This is a genomic window from Synechococcus sp. C9 (assembly GCF_022984075.1).
Taxonomy (GTDB): domain Bacteria; phylum Cyanobacteriota; class Cyanobacteriia; order Gloeomargaritales; family Gloeomargaritaceae; genus Gloeomargarita.
Map to the genome: position 1 here is coordinate 2,183,656 of NZ_JALAAD010000001.1, position 14,185 is coordinate 2,197,840.

Annotated in this window: 18 protein-coding genes and 1 tRNA gene; 15 read left to right on the plus strand and 4 right to left on the minus strand. The window is 52.7% G+C overall.

All coding sequences use genetic code 11. The features are described from left to right. Positions 1-165 precede the first annotated feature (165 nt). The gene (locus MLD66_RS10730; RefSeq protein ID WP_247217732.1) at positions 166-372 is read left to right on the plus strand and encodes a hypothetical protein; all 207 of its coding nucleotides are present in this window, start codon (positions 166-168) and stop codon (positions 370-372) included. A gap of 519 nt (positions 373-891) precedes the next feature. On the opposite strand, the gene MLD66_RS10735 is transcribed toward MLD66_RS10730, so the two are convergent. Continuing rightward, positions 892-2,031, minus strand: a complete 1,140-nt coding sequence (locus MLD66_RS10735; RefSeq protein ID WP_247217734.1) for an adenylate/guanylate cyclase domain-containing protein — start codon at positions 2,029-2,031, stop codon at positions 892-894. 163 nt (positions 2,032-2,194) lie between these two features. On the opposite strand from MLD66_RS10735, the gene MLD66_RS10740 reads away from it, so the two are divergent. From MLD66_RS10740 to dnaG, 7 genes are all read left to right on the plus strand, one after another. Beyond that, a complete protein-coding gene (locus MLD66_RS10740; RefSeq protein ID WP_247217736.1) occupies positions 2,195-2,647 on the plus strand; it encodes a YbjN domain-containing protein in 453 nt (150 codons plus the stop codon). A 27-nt stretch (positions 2,648-2,674) separates the two neighbouring features. After that, complete coding sequence (locus MLD66_RS10745) at positions 2,675-2,935, plus strand: NINE protein (protein WP_247217738.1); 261 nt, start codon at positions 2,675-2,677, stop codon at positions 2,933-2,935. Between the two features lie 60 nt (positions 2,936-2,995). Next, positions 2,996-3,256 carry a TM2 domain-containing protein gene (locus MLD66_RS10750; protein ID WP_247217740.1) on the plus strand — a complete coding sequence of 87 codons (261 nt, stop codon included), beginning with the start codon at positions 2,996-2,998 and terminating at the stop codon, positions 3,254-3,256. Between the two features lie 11 nt (positions 3,257-3,267). Further along, entirely contained in the window at positions 3,268-3,576 is a 309-nt protein-coding gene (locus MLD66_RS10755; RefSeq protein ID WP_247217742.1) for a hypothetical protein, read from the plus strand. A gap of 48 nt (positions 3,577-3,624) precedes the next feature. Further along, positions 3,625-3,828 (plus strand): hypothetical protein, encoded by a 204-nt coding sequence (locus tag MLD66_RS10760; RefSeq protein WP_247217743.1) that lies wholly within the window; start codon positions 3,625-3,627, stop codon positions 3,826-3,828. A gap of 211 nt (positions 3,829-4,039) precedes the next feature. Next, positions 4,040-4,165, plus strand: coding sequence for a hypothetical protein (locus MLD66_RS14540; RefSeq protein WP_281438455.1), 126 nt, complete (start codon positions 4,040-4,042; stop codon positions 4,163-4,165). 32 nt (positions 4,166-4,197) lie between these two features. Further along, positions 4,198-6,195 carry a DNA primase gene (gene dnaG, locus MLD66_RS10765; RefSeq protein ID WP_247217745.1) on the plus strand — a complete coding sequence of 666 codons (1,998 nt, stop codon included), beginning with the start codon at positions 4,198-4,200 and terminating at the stop codon, positions 6,193-6,195. Between the two features lie 46 nt (positions 6,196-6,241). Here dnaG and MLD66_RS10770 read toward each other — a convergent pair whose 3' ends face one another. After that, positions 6,242-6,448 carry a hypothetical protein gene (locus MLD66_RS10770; protein WP_247219171.1) on the minus strand — a complete coding sequence of 69 codons (207 nt, stop codon included), beginning with the start codon at positions 6,446-6,448 and terminating at the stop codon, positions 6,242-6,244. On the opposite strand from MLD66_RS10770, the gene MLD66_RS10775 reads away from it, so the two are divergent. Next, positions 6,363-7,508: a type IV pilus twitching motility protein PilT gene (locus MLD66_RS10775; RefSeq protein WP_247219084.1), complete on the plus strand. Its 1,146-nt coding sequence runs from the start codon at positions 6,363-6,365 to the stop codon at positions 7,506-7,508. The genes MLD66_RS10770 and MLD66_RS10775 overlap by 86 nt on opposite strands. 6 nt (positions 7,509-7,514) lie before the next feature. On the opposite strand, the gene MLD66_RS10780 is transcribed toward MLD66_RS10775, so the two are convergent. Together MLD66_RS10780 and MLD66_RS10785 are read right to left on the minus strand one after the other, a co-directional pair. Next, positions 7,515-8,039: a dCMP deaminase family protein gene (locus MLD66_RS10780; protein WP_247217747.1), complete on the minus strand. Its 525-nt coding sequence runs from the start codon at positions 8,037-8,039 to the stop codon at positions 7,515-7,517. A gap of 6 nt (positions 8,040-8,045) precedes the next feature. After that, positions 8,046-8,732, minus strand: a complete 687-nt coding sequence (locus MLD66_RS10785) for a hypothetical protein (RefSeq protein ID WP_247217749.1) — start codon at positions 8,730-8,732, stop codon at positions 8,046-8,048. Positions 8,733-8,838: 106 nt separating this feature from the next. Here MLD66_RS10785 and MLD66_RS10790 point away from each other — a divergent pair. The 6 genes from MLD66_RS10790 (at position 8,839) to MLD66_RS10815 (ending at position 14,148) form a co-directional block, all read left to right on the plus strand. Further along, positions 8,839-8,911: transfer RNA gene (locus MLD66_RS10790), tRNA-Arg, on the plus strand. A 397-nt stretch (positions 8,912-9,308) separates the two neighbouring features. Beyond that, the gene (locus MLD66_RS10795; RefSeq protein ID WP_247217751.1) at positions 9,309-10,316 is read left to right on the plus strand and encodes a stage II sporulation protein M; all 1,008 of its coding nucleotides are present in this window, start codon (positions 9,309-9,311) and stop codon (positions 10,314-10,316) included. Between the two features lie 26 nt (positions 10,317-10,342). Further along, positions 10,343-11,227, plus strand: coding sequence for a Tic22 family protein (locus MLD66_RS10800; protein ID WP_247217753.1), 885 nt, complete (start codon positions 10,343-10,345; stop codon positions 11,225-11,227). Then, positions 11,227-12,069, plus strand: a complete 843-nt coding sequence (gene prmC, locus MLD66_RS10805; RefSeq protein ID WP_247217755.1) for a peptide chain release factor N(5)-glutamine methyltransferase — start codon at positions 11,227-11,229, stop codon at positions 12,067-12,069. The genes MLD66_RS10800 and prmC overlap by 1 nt, the downstream gene beginning before the upstream one ends. Continuing rightward, positions 12,069-12,629: an L-threonylcarbamoyladenylate synthase gene (locus MLD66_RS10810; protein ID WP_247217757.1), complete on the plus strand. Its 561-nt coding sequence runs from the start codon at positions 12,069-12,071 to the stop codon at positions 12,627-12,629. The genes prmC and MLD66_RS10810 overlap by 1 nt, the downstream gene beginning before the upstream one ends. Positions 12,630-12,894: 265 nt before the next feature. Then, positions 12,895-14,148, plus strand: a complete 1,254-nt coding sequence (locus tag MLD66_RS10815) for a hypothetical protein (RefSeq protein WP_247217759.1) — start codon at positions 12,895-12,897, stop codon at positions 14,146-14,148. Positions 14,149-14,185 lie beyond the last annotated feature (37 nt).

Sequence of the window (14,185 nt, forward strand, 5' to 3'; positions counted from 1 at the left end):
ACTAGATCATACCAAGAATCCGGTTCCTGGGGATCATTGACTTAATAATGCCGGTATGATTGAGCATCAGGGGTGGGGTAGTGTCCCGGCAACTTGATGTTTAGAGATGCCCTAGGTGTTAAATATGCTAAATTAATTTTCATGTAGTGTAGCATAGCCAATTCAATGTTATTTAATGATGTCATTGAATCTATTAAAAGTCTCTCGCTCGAAGAAAAGCGGGAAATTCAATTGCTGTTGCATCATTATATCCGTGAAGATAATCGTGAAGAAATACTGAAAAACTTCCAGTCAGCCAAAGTGGAACAGGAGAGAGGAGAACTTGTTTTTTCCGCCGATATTGCTGAACTGAAAAATCTGATTGAACAATAAGGATGGAAGTTAGTTTCAGTTCTTCATTTAAGATTGCTTTTAAGAAACGCATCAAACCAAATCGTAAGCTAGAGGCAAAATTTTGGAAGAAGTTAGAACAATTTATATAAAACCCGTATGAACCAAGTCTTAGAACTCATAAATTGTCTGGAAAGCTCGAAGGTTTATGGAGTTTTAGAGTTGATTACAGTGTGAGGATTGTATTCTATTTCACAGAAGACGGAAAAGCTGTACTTGTGGATATTGGTAACCATGATGAAGTTTACTAAGTTGAGTATTATAAAAAATCACTACACTTCTTTGGTACCAGTAGCAAGTTATCTCGCTAGTAGGCACATATTCTGGAGAACCAAGGGCGGGGGTGTCCCTGCGACCGCTACCTTTGAATTTATAGAGGTGCCCATAAATCACATTCGTGAGGCGATAACACAATCGGTAAAGACCTTGGGCTTGGTCATTAGCCGGTTGCATACTTGTTCGATTTAACGTATTGACTAATGATAAAATTTTAGCTCAAAATTACTTTTTACCCATCAGGTAATACACCCGCATATCCCCCTTACCTTTCACCGGAATTACCCCCCGTTCCTCCAGCACAAAAGCATCTTTCAAATGCTCATAGGTAGCCTCGGAAACTTGAATCGTATTGGGGTTACCCACCATCTGCATCCGGCTGGCCGTATTCACCGTGTCCCCCCACAGGTCATAGATGAATTTTTTGGTGCCAATCACCCCCGCCACCACCGGCCCGGTGTGAATCCCGATCCGCACCCGCAGTAAATGGCTGGTTTGTTCATTCCCCTGCAGTACCCGCAAAATATCCAGGGCAAACGCCGCCACCGCCTGGGCATGATCCGGACGCTCCGTCGGCAGTCCCCCCACCACCATGTAGGCATCCCCAATGGTCTTGATTTTTTCCAGACCATGCCGTTCCGCCAGCCAGTCAAACCGGGAAAATACCGCATTCAACAACGCCACCACATCCTGGGCGGGCATCCGGGCGGCTAAAGAAGTGAAATCCACAATATCGGCAAATAATACGGTCACCGCTGGAAAATCATCGGCGATCACCTGTTGCCCTTGCTTCAACCGTTCCGCCACCGGTTTGGGCAGAATATTGAGCAACAAACGCTCGGATTTTTCCTGTTCCAATCGCAGGAGTTGGTGCTGTTCATCCAAGGATTTCAGGGCTTGGGAGAGGTCAATGGTCATCTGCCGCAACTGCGCTTCCTTCGCTTTGCGTTGATCCATTTCATACTTGAGGCGTAAACTCGCCCGCACCCGTGCCAAGAGTTCAATTTGATGGGGGGGTTTGACAATATAGTCCGTTGCCCCCGCCTCAAAAGCCGCTTCCAGGTCGGAAACCTCCACACTGGCGGTGACCATGATGATGGGAATATCGTGCAAGCTCGGTTGGCTTTTGATCCGCCGACAGGCTTCGATGCCATTGATCCCAGGCATACTCACATCCATGAGGATCAAATCCACTGCCTGCCGGTTGAGTAGGTCAAAGCAGTCCGAGGCATCATCCCCCGTGTGAATGTGGTGAAACCCCGCCGCTTTCAAAATCGCCACCAAAGACAACCGCTGAGCCGGGGAATCGTCCACGATCAAAATGGTCATGTTCTGCAAGTGGCTGGCAGAGAGGCTAGATTCCATACACCTGAAGGCAGATTCCTAAATGTATCCTACGCCAAGTTCTCTGGTGCCCCCGGATTACGTCCATCAATTTAAGCATTTTCTAGGGTTCATTACCGGAATTTAACCTTGGAGTATCAGGGTTGCCGGTACACTAAAGGGCAGTTGTGCGCGAGGAATCCCTATGCTATTCGACAGTGCCCCCCAACGAACCTGTTATGAAAAAATCCGCCCCTGGATGCAGGAACTGTTTGGTGACAAGCTGGAAATCCGGGATGACCTGCCCATTTTTATTATTCCCCGGGGTTCCGCCTACGCCGCTGTGGAAGTTCTGCCCTGGACGGAGGATGATGCGATTGTCTGTACCTGGTCCTACGTGGTCAAAGGGGCGGAGTTAAAACCGGAATTGTTGCAGTACCTTCTGCGGCAGAATACGGAAATTCCCTTTGGTGCCTTTGGCATTGACGAGGATGGGGATATTCGTTTAGAACACGCCATTGTGGGTTCCACCTGCGACCCCAAGGAGTTGGAAACTTCAGCAAAATCCATCATGGAAATGGCGGACCACTACGACGATGAAATTTCTGCCCTCGCCGGGGGACAACGAGCCTCTGACCGTTTGGGCGTACAATCCTAAGTAGCTTAATTTCCGGGAGGTGCGACCATGACGACAACGACGGCGGATGCCAGTGCCAAAATTCCCGCTGGGTTGTGTGGGATTTTCTTCGGTTCCTTGGGCATCCACAAGTTCATCCTAGGTTACACCCCGGAAGGGCTAATCATGCTGGGGATTTCCCTGCTCACGGGTGGGTTGGGTTCGCCGCTGATGGGACTGCTGGGCTTGGTGGAAGGGGTCATTTACCTAACCATGAGCGATGAGGAATTTGTGAATACCTACGTCCTCAACAAGAAAGCCTGGTTGTAATTGGTCTGGATGCACACAATTAATTTAGATAAATTTAGATAATTTTGAGGAGTTTGACCCATGAACACCAGTCCACCGGATGCCAGTAAAAAAATAGCCGCCGGTATTTGCGGTATTTTGTTGGGAGGTTTAGGAGTGCATAAGTTCGTCCTCGGCTACACCACTGAAGGGCTGGTTATGCTCTTGGTATCTCTCCTGACCTGCGGGCTTGCGGCACCAATTATGAGTATTATCGGTTTAATTGAAGGCATTATGTATTTAACCAAAAGCGATGAAGAATTTGTGAATACCTACGTCCTCAACAAAAAGGGTTGGTTCTAGGTTCTGCCCCGATGAGTTTGCCCCCTTTCGTGTGGAATGCGGGTACGGTTGCCGGTGCGAGTTTGTGGGCGATTGCGTTTTACTGGGGCTTTTCCCCCCAAAGTGACCGGATGTTTACTGCTTTGGTGCAACGGCTCCCGGCGGGGCTGGCTTCCCTGGTGGGCATGGTGCCTTGGTTGGGGTTGGGAGTGCTTTGCGAGTACCTGTGCGATTGGTCCTTGGGCAAAAGTTGGGGGGTGAGTTTGGGGCTGTTGTCCGCCTTGGGGTGCGGGGTGTATGAATTGGGTCGCCGCAGTGGTCGTTCCCAAGATGGGGACTAAAATTAATTTCATTAATTAAAATGAAGCAATCAGTCTGATGGAACCCCTATGCTAAAAACGCTTTGGGCTACGGTGCGGCAAGGGCAAATCGAGCTATTGGAGCCTGCCGAATTACCAGAGGGAGTCCGGGTGCTGGTGACCGTTTTCCCGGACAATGAGGCTGTATTTTGGTATGGTGCCAGCGAATCCGCTTTGGCTGGGGTCTGGGACAACGCTGAGGATGATGTCTATGCCCAGCTACTCCAAACATGACGTTATTTTAGTGCGCTATCCCTTTTCAGATGCGTCAAGTTCCAAGGTGAGACCGGCGGTCGTTGTCAGTACATTTCATCCATCCCCAGATATTTTTGTCACCCCTTTGACAAGTAAAACAGGTTGATTGTTGGCTGGGGAATTTGTCCTGTCCGCATAGGCGACCGCCGGATTGAACGTCCCAACCGCAGTCAAAAGGGGTGTCTATACAGTGCATGAACGTTTGGTTATCCAAGGGATTGGTCGGTTGGCACAGGCGGATGCCACACAACTTGAGCAATCCTTACAAACTTGGTTTGGTTGGGAGGGACTAGGGAAATCCGGGGCAACTCGGTAAAATAAAAAAACCAGTCCTTATCCCCCCGCTGGATGGAAACGCCCCGTCTGCACCCGGACACCATCGAACAGGTGCGGCAGAAAGTGGACATCGTGGATGTGGTCTCCACCCGGGTGGTGTTGCGGCACCAGGGGAAGGGGTTGGTGGGCTTGTGTCCGTTCCATGAGGACAAAAAACCCAGCTTTCATGTCAGTCCCCAAAAACAGTTGTACCACTGCTTCAGTTGCGGGGCGGGCGGCGATGCGATCAAATTTCTCATGGAATTGGGGAAAACCTCGTTTCATGAGGTGGTTTTGGATTTAGCCCACCGCTACCAAGTCCCCATTCAAACCCTAGAACCCGCCCACCAGGAACAGTATCAACAACAGCGAACCCGACGGCAACAACTCTACGAAATTTTGGCGGTGGCGGGGCATTTTTATGAGTACGCCCTGGGACAAAAAAATAATCAAATGGTGCGGGATTATTTAATGCAAAAACGGCAATTAACCCCGGAAACCATTCAAAAGTTTCAACTCGGTTATGCCCCCCACGGTTGGCAAACCCTCACCAGTTATTTGGTGGAACATAAGGGGTTTCCCGCTCCTCTGGTGGCGGAAGCTGGGTTGATTGTCAAACGGGATAATGGCGGTTACTACGACCGGTTTCGTAACCGTCTGATGATCCCCATTCGGGATAACCAAGGGCGGATCATTGGCTTTGGGGGACGCAGTTTGGATGGGGAAGAACCCAAGTATCTCAACTCCCCAGAAACCCCTTTGTTTAATAAAAGCCAAACCCTTTTCGCCCTGGATCAGGCGAAGGATGCCATTGCCCGCCAGGATCAGGTGTTGGTGGTGGAAGGGTATTTCGATGCCATCGCCCTGCACCAGGCGGGGTTGACCCACACGGTCGCCGTTTTGGGAACTGCCCTCAATGCCGACCAGGTGCGCCTGCTGTTGCGCTACACGGAATCCAAGCGGGTCATTTTGAATTTTGATGCGGACAAAGCCGGACAAAAGGCGGTGGAACGGGTGATCGGTGAGGTAAAAGACCTGGCTTACAAAGGGGAAGTATCATTACATATTCTGTACTTGCCCGAGGGGAAAGATGCCGCCGAATATCTGCAACAGCATTCCGCCAGCGATTACCAAACCCTGGTACAAGCCGCTCCCCTGTGGTTGGACTGGCAGATCAACCAAATCTTACTGCAACGGGACAGCCAACGCCCGGATGAATTTCAATTGATCCTCAAACAACTCGCCGCCCTGCTCCGGCAAATTCCCAACCCCGCCCTGCGCCTGCGCTACATCAGTTTGGCGGTGAACGACTTGAGCAAGGGCAATTCCCGCCTGGTTCTGCAACTGGAAGCCTATCTGAACCGCCTTCTGCGCTGGCGTGAGGACCACCCCCGCCGTCCGCCCCCCGCCCCCGTCACCAGCACCAACTTACTGGAAGCCGCCGAAGCCCAACTATTACGCATTTATCTGCATTTGCCTGCCCTGCGCCAACGGGTGGTGGATGCCCTGGAGGAGTGGGATTTGGCATTTTGTAGCCGTAGCCATCGGTGGCTCTGGCAACAGATTCGGGACATGGAGCAGAGGGTCGCCCAGACCGGCGGCGTGCCCCACACCCTGGATTTGATTGTGGGTCTGCAACGGCTGTACCAGGAAGCCCCCGAGCCAATGCGCCAGGTGCAGGGGTTATTTCAGTTGGACGAGGTGACGGAATTGGAACTGTGCCAACCCCATTTGGTGATCCAATCGGCGGTGGCAACGATGGCACGCGTGATTTGTGAAAAAAATTGCAAACAATTGCTTTCCCTGTGGCAAGAACGCAGTACCTTACTCGCCCAGACCCAAGAGCAGGAGCAACGCCAAGCCCTGCTCGCCGAACTCCAACGCCTGCAAGACTCCATTCACCTGGAAAAAAGCTACCTGGAAAACCTGGATCGGCAACGCTGTCTGCACCCGGGTCGCCCCGCTGAACCGCCAACCCCAGCCCCCGACTTGGAACCCTGGGAGGAAGCATTCAGTCCCCTGCCCGATTAGCCCCAGCCCACGTTAAGATCAGGGCACAAACTTGGGTACAGTAACATTAAACTGGTCTGGTAAGTGACCTGCCCATCCTGGAGGCTAAACCCGTGAGTACCACCCCCATCCCTCCCCCACCCAGAGGCGGTATCCCCCCCGTTCCCCCGGTGCCCCCCCGCCCCCCCATGCCCACCATGCCGGTCGCCCCTCCAGCACCCAAGGCTCCCGCTCCCCCCGCCCCCAAAAGCACGGGATCCCGGATTCCCTCCATGGAAGAATTGGTCTTTCGTGCCCAGGAGGAGGGGGTTTCGGATATTCACGTGGGGGTGAACGAGCGTCCCCGCTTCCGCAAACGGGGGATCATGGAAATCATCGAAGATTTACCCGTCACGGACCTGGAAACCTACGACCGGTGGGTGGCGGAAATGCTCCAGCCCGACCAGATCGAACAGTTTCGCAAAAACATGGAATTTGACGGTGCCTGCACCTTCCAGGACAAAATCCGGGTGCGGATCAACCTATTTATCTCCCTACGGGGACCGGGGTTGGTGCTACGCTTGATCCCCTTAAAAATCCTCACCCTGGAGCAGTTAAATTTGCCCTCGGTGTTCAAGGATTTGTGCCACTACCACAAGGGCTTGATTTTGGTCACGGGTCCCACCGGTTCTGGGAAATCCACCACCTTGGCGGCGATGGTGGACTACATCAACCAAAATCTCGCCAAACACATCATCTCCATCGAGGACCCAGTGGAATTTGTCCATTTCAGCAAAAAATCCTTCATCCGCCAACGGGAAGTGGGCATCCACACCCTCAAATTTGAAAATGCCCTGAAGGCCTCCCTGCGGGAAGACCCGGACATTATCCTAATTGGGGAAATGCGGGATCGGGAAACGGTGAATATCGCCATGAAAGCCGCCCAAACCGGTCACCTGGTCTTTGGCACCCTGCACACCAACAGCGCCGTGAAAACCATAGACCGGATTCTCAACCTGTACGAACCCTCCGAGCAACCCCCCATGCGGGTGCAGATTGCCGAAACCCTAGTGGCGGTGATTGCCCAAGCCCTGGTGCGGACAACGGATGGGAAACGGGCGGCTATTCACGAAATCATGGTGAACACGGATGCCATCAAGGACTACATCCGCCGGGATGAGGTGGAGGAGATCGAGCAGATCATTCCCCGTTCCAACTTTGATGGGATGTGTACCATGAACCAGTGCCTGCAACGGCTCTACGAGGAGGGTCGGATCACGGAGGAAACCGCCCTGGAAGCCTCCCCGAAACCCAACGAAATGGCGATGATCCTGCGGGGTCGGGCGGGTTACTAAATCCCCTCACAACCTTTGGGGTAAGCAGGAGGTGGGGGCTTGCAAAAACTGCACAGCCCGAGCCATCACCGCAGGCGTAATTTCCACCTGGCGCAGGTGTACCAAACCCTCGGTGATAAAGCCCCCCTGCACCGTATTATCCCCGTGGAACGGCGTTTCATAGACCACCTCCCGTATCCCGGCGGAAATAATCAGCTTCAAGCAGGACAGACAGGGAGCCAGGGTAACGTAAAGCGTCGCCCCTTCCGTGGCAATTCCGTGTCGTGCCGCCTGGGCAATCGCATTCGCCTCCGCATGGATCGCCCGAGAGGGTAGGGTGCGGCTGGCATCACAGCGGGGCAAACCCGGATAACAAAACCCCTGCGCCGTGCAGTGGGGGGAGCCGGAAGGGGGACCATTGTAGCCCGTCGCCAACACCTGCCGTTGCTTGACAATCACCGCCCCCACCGGCAGAGCCAGACAGGTCGAGCGGGTAGCCGCCAACTTCGCCAGCATCAAAAAATACTCATCCCAACTGGGGCGGGTCTCCATCCAGCCTTACCGGGGGGCAGGGGTTGGTTGGGGCGTGGGGGTAGTCGGGGTCGCCGGCCGGGATTGGGTTTGGGCTGGTGCTGTGGGCGTAGCCGGTGTCCCTGTCCGGGGGGTCGTATCCCCAAACCGGGGGAATGGCACATCCACAAAACCAATTTCCAATAACTGTTGGTACGCTTTTTGCCCCAACTCCCGGGTGGGTTGCTGACTGCGAATAATCTGGACTAACAGCGGCACCGCCAAATCCGGCTCCTGTTGCGCCCGATGCACCAAAGCCAGTTGGTACGTCGCCTGGTCCCGCATTTCCGCCGCTTCCCCAGCTTTGCGCCGTTGACTGTCCGCCACCTGATTATCAATCCCCGTAAAACTCGTCACCAACTGGGAGTGGAAAGTGGACACCTGGTTAAACACCTGCCGGGCATCCTGCAATTTGGACACTGCCAATTTGTAGTCCTGGCGGGCAATCGCCTGCGCCGCTTCATCCATGAGCCTACGCCCACCGGGCACGCTCAGCAATTTCGGGGGTGAAACCGTTGCATCCAGGGGGTCAACGCCAATGGGATTAGCCGGTTGACTCGCCGGAGCAGAGGTTTGCGCCGGAGCTAACCCCGTTGCCCCCAAAATCACCAGCCCGGTAATTGCCAACCCCACCAGCAGGGTGCGGAGCCATTGCAGAGAGTGACGAACACGCATGAACGGTAACCCAAAAAACGAATTTATCTGGTATGATAACAGGGCTGTACCGAAAGCATCTAATTGCTACACTAGAAAATGTCCAATAGGTGAAATCGGTTGGTTTGGGCATGTAGCTCAGTGGATAGAGCACCAGATTCCGGTTCTGGGTGTCGGGGGTTCAAATCCCTCCATGCTCGTAAGTCTCAAACTCCCGCCCTAAGCGGGTTTTTTAATATCTACCGTAAATACTTTGCCTTACGCATTGTCAATAAGACGCTACGATCATCCATCTTTTAGAGATGACTTATGGGCACCTCTATTTATATTGTCAGCACTGGAAGATTATTTCGCTGAGATACCCATATTACCCAGAACCAAGGGCGGGGGTGCCCCCCTGCGACCGCTAACTTTGAATTTATAGAGATGCCCTTATGGGATTGACACTCCCCGATCTAAAGATGCAGGGCTTCTTGGCTCAACTGGCGGGGTTTCAAACCCAAGTTCTTTGATAAATAAATGTTAAAAGGCAAAGTTCTGTAGATAACCTGTAGATATGGCAATTCTAATCTGCATGGTTTATGGAGGCAAAGGCAGGTGGACGTGAAACGCTGGCTCAGTCGCCGGGAAGCGGATTGGCAAGAACTGAAAGCCCTTTTGGAACGGCTAGAGCAACGGGGGTTATCCCACCTATCCGCCAGGGAAATCCGGCGTTTGGCCAGCCTGTATCGGGTGGTGTCCGGGGATTTAGCCCGTGCCCGCACTTTTAGGCTGAGTCCCGTCTTGATCCAGGATTTACAAAACTTGACCAGCCGCAGTTACAGCCAGATTTACCAGGGGAGTCGCCGTCAGGAATGGCAGGCGATTGGGCGGTTTTATCGCTGGGGATTGCCCCAAGTCTTGCGGCAAACCTGTCCCTATTGGGCAACGGCGGCCGGAATTTTGGTCTTGGGCGGGCTGATCGGGTGGTGGTACGGTTGGCGGGACAGCAGTTTCTCAGCCCTATTGTTGCCCCAAGATTTAATCACCCAGGTGCGGGAGCGGGGGGAATTGTGGACGGGGAGCATCCTGGGGAATGAACCCTGGGTCGCCAGCAATATCATGGTGAATAACTTGAGCGTTGCCTTTCGTGCCGTCGCCGGGGGCATCACGGGGGGATTCTTGACCAGCTATTTCCTATTTGTGAATGGACTGCTGTTGGGGGTGATTGGCTCCCTGGTGGGGGAATACGGCTTGGCTTACCCCTTTTGGGCGTTTGTGGCTCCCCACGGGGCGTTGGAATTGCCCGCTATCTTTTTCGCTGGCGGCGCAGGACTGTTGATCGGGCGGGCACTGCTGTTTCCGGGGCGATGGGGGCGGGGAACCGCTCTGCAAATTTATGGTGCCCAGGCGGCTCAGTTGGTCTATGGCATCGTGCCCCTATTGGTGATCGCCGGGGTGATTGAGGGCTTTTTTTCCCCCAGCGAAGCCATCCCCGCCGGGTTAAAGTATTTGGTGGGTTTAGCCCTATTGAGCAACTTAGTTTGGTATGGTTTGTGGGAACCTGCCGCCGGTCATTCCCCGTCATCTGAGTCTGGGCAACTGCCCCGGCAATCAGTACAATGAGAGCAAATTTAATGCAAGGAGTAGGGATGAACAGTTTGATTCGGGGTGGTTTGATCGTCAGTCTGTTGTGCGGTGCTGGCATTGGTTTCACCCCCACCCTCGCCCCAGCCATTGCCCAGGGAATTCCGGCGAAGGACATTGCTGAACAATTGAAACAGGTGCCGGTTTTCACCCTCATTGACAGCACTGGTAAACAAAGTTTAACCATCACCATCAAAGACGGCGGCAAGGATAAGGAAATTAGTTTTTTCTTCTTTAGCCCCCAGGATGCCCAAACCGCTCTCCAACGGGTACAAGCCCAAAATCCTGCCATTGCCAAGGGTGCCCAAATTCGTGCCATTGGTCTGGATAAAGCCTACGAATTAGCCAAATCTGTCCAACAAAGCAAAGACCAGAAGTTTGATGTCAGTTTTCAGCCGGAGGGGGCGCAGGTGGATGCGGCTTTGAAAATTCTCCAGGCTAATGGTCAAAAAACTGATAAATTTCCTGGCATTCCCCTGTTTTTCATCACCGGGGGTCCCCAACAAGCCCAACTGACCGTGCAGGTGAGCGACCCGAAAGGGGGCAAAAGCGAGGAAATGGCACCCATGTTTTTCAGCCGTCAAGATGCGGATGCCTTCCTGGCAGAAGTGAAAAAACAGGACCCGAAAATTGGGGAATCAGCCAAAATCCAAGTCAGTAGCCTCGACCGGTTGGTGGCGATCATGGAACAAAAAAATGACCCCCAACTGCGGCAGTTGTACTTCGTTCCCTCCAGTTCCGCCCTGCGGTTTATCCAACAACAACAGGGGAATACGGGCAACCGCCCCCAAACCCAACCGGCTCCTCGTCCCCAAGCCAGTCCTGCCCCCCAACCGCAAACCTCCCCAGCACCCCGTCCCCAAGCCTCCCCTGCCCCCAAACCCCAGTAATGACCCTGCGGGAGTGGTGGCAACAGCAACGCCAACGGGCGCCCGAATTGGCAACGGAATTGGACTGGTTGGTGCGTCAGGTCACGGGCTGGGACACCCTCACCCTGCGCTGGGCGGAGGCAACCGGGGCGGAATTTCTCCCGCAGTTGCAAACCCTTTGGCACACCTACACCCAAACCCGCCAACCCCTGCAATATCTTGTCGGTACAACCCCTTGGCGGGACATGGACTTGCAGGTGGCACCGGGGGTGTTGATTCCCCGCCCGGAAACGGAACGGCTGGTGGATGTGGCGGTTCACTGGGCAAACTGTTGGGGGTTGACGACCGGGGAATGGGTGGACTTAGGGATAGGGAGCGGTGCCATTGCCTTGGGATTACTGCGGGAGTTGCCGGGGATTCATGTGCATGGGGTAGATTGCAGTCCAATAGCATTACAAATAGCTAAAAATAATGCGATGACCCTGGCGTTAAATACCCGGTTAACGCTCTATCAAGGGGATTGGTTTACGCCCTTGGCACATCGGCGGGGACATCTTCAGGCGATGGTTAGCAATCCGCCCTACATTCCCACCCATTTACTTGCCACCCTTGCCCCGGAAGTCCAGTATGAACCCCGTTTAGCCTTGGATGGGGGTGAAAATGGTTTAGTATCTTTGCAATACCTTGTCCAAACGGCTCCCGCTTATTTGGCTCCCGGCGGACTTTGGTGTGTGGAAACCATGAGTGGGCAGACCGGGGCGGTGGTGGCTTTACTCCAAGAACAGGCCGGTTATCAAAACATTCAGGTTTATCGGGACTGGGGCGGGCATGACCGGCTCGTTGTCGCCCGGTGGGGTGGGTAATGTTGGTGAGTTTGCCTAGTTTAATCCTAGGGGCACGGGGGGGGAATGTGGTCAGCTTTCCGACGGACACTGTACCGGCATTAGCAGTACAACCGGCGTACGGCACCAAAATTTACCAATGCAAACAACGTCCCCCGGATAAACCGTTAATTCTCATGGCGGCGAATTTAGGAGCGTTTCTGCCCTGGATTGCGCCCGGCTCAACCATTCCCTGGGAGGATTTGGCACACCAGCATTGGCCGGGGGCATTGACCATTGTTGTACCTGCGAGTGAACGGGTGACGACGGCGATTAACCCCGAAAATACGGGCACGATTGGGCTGAGGATTCCCAAGCATCCCATTGCTTTGAGCGTTTTACAGCAAACGGGTATTTTAGCAACCACCAGTGCCAATTATTCGGGGGCAGACCCTTTGTTGACGGGGGAAGCAATTAACGCCACATTTCCAGATGTTTATGTATGGAATGGGGTTTATCAAGGTTCAGGACAGCCCTCCACCGTCGTAATTTGGCAGGATGGGAGTTGGCACATTCTGCGCCAGGGAGCGGTGCAATTGTAGCAATTTACAGCAAGTTAGAGCAATCCTACTTGATTTACATTAGCTTGCGTGTCATAGGCATACAAAAATTTTCCAGAACCATACACCGCAGGTGCTTCTTTTAGGGGAGCGGTGTCCCTGCGACCTATTTTTAGAGATACCCTTTAGAATAATCACTTTGCTCATGTACTCACAATGTTAATGTTAGGAATATGTAATCTCTATTACATTGACGCTGACTCATAAAGTTTTTATAGTAAAAGCAACCAAAATTAGATAGGTTCTGGTGATGGGCAGTACGCAGATAAAAATCACTGGCTCAGAGTCCGGGAAAAAGTTGACCTTGGTGGGACTTGAACGGATGGATGGTATCGGACGAATATTCGCTACCTTTTGGTTCTTTATCATTGGCTTTATTTTGGCGTATGTGATATTTTTTACTGATTTGGAATATTATTTGAAATATCAGTATTCTGTTTTCATCGGTCAGAGTGATTTGGCGGAAAAACTGGTTACCCCAATCATGGTGATTTTGATCAGTTTGGCTTTCACGCTGATGTTAATCAGTTATCTTATCTGGCAATGGTTGGGAAATTATATTAGTGAACAATTAGGAATCACAGGCTTCGCTAGATTGGCACTTGAAGTATGGCTGTTGGACAAGATTCCAACATTCGGTGGTGTATTGCTCCTACTCCTTTCCTGGCCGCTAAGTAAGTTTATTCTTGCCCCTGTGGGAGCTAGTTTTTTGAAACCACCAACGGGCTTTCCTTTATATGTAATAGGGTATTTTTTGATGTTTTTTCTCCCCGCCGGTCTTTTACTTTTTATCTGCTTTAGCTTGATTGTTTGTGCCTACACGGCAACCTATACCTACGAGTTTGTCAAAGGGGCAGGGGAATTAACTTTTCATTTTCAAGCCTGGTTTCCCGGTCTGGTCAAAATCGAGAAAGACCCCCACCGAGATTACTTCAATTTCGTACCGATTTGGAACTACCGCTCGGAGGTTTATGAATGGTCACTGAGTGCGATTCGTTCGGTGCATGCCTATGGGAATCAACCCACATTGGCATTAGCAATAGGTGGTGAGACGGTGTATCTGCCGCTGGTCAAACATCCCCATCGCCGGGCCTGTGCGGAAACCTTGGCGCAACTGGGGGAATGGCTGGGGGTACCCCAAGGGCAGGATATAGATGGACGCACGGCTAAGGAAAGGGTGCAGGTGCCTGGGGATGCGGTGCAGGGGATTCGTCGCCGGATGCTACCCCAACAGAGTGAGGCAAAGGAGGACAATGTTCTGGCACTGCTGGTGGCTTCCGCCCTGACCATGGGCAATCGCTACTACGAGAAACGGCTCATCAACCAGACGGATGATCCCGCATTGCTCTTCAAAGCCGGGATTGCCAATCTCGCCGCAGAGAAACGGGACAAAGCCATCCAGCAGTTTGAACAAGCCAAAACCTTGAGTGAAAAGAAATTTCATTTGACCCTACAGAATCTGACGCAACGCTGTCTCAAATCCGCCAAACAGCGGCGTTAAGCATAAGGGCACCTCTATCAATTCAAAGTTAGCGGTC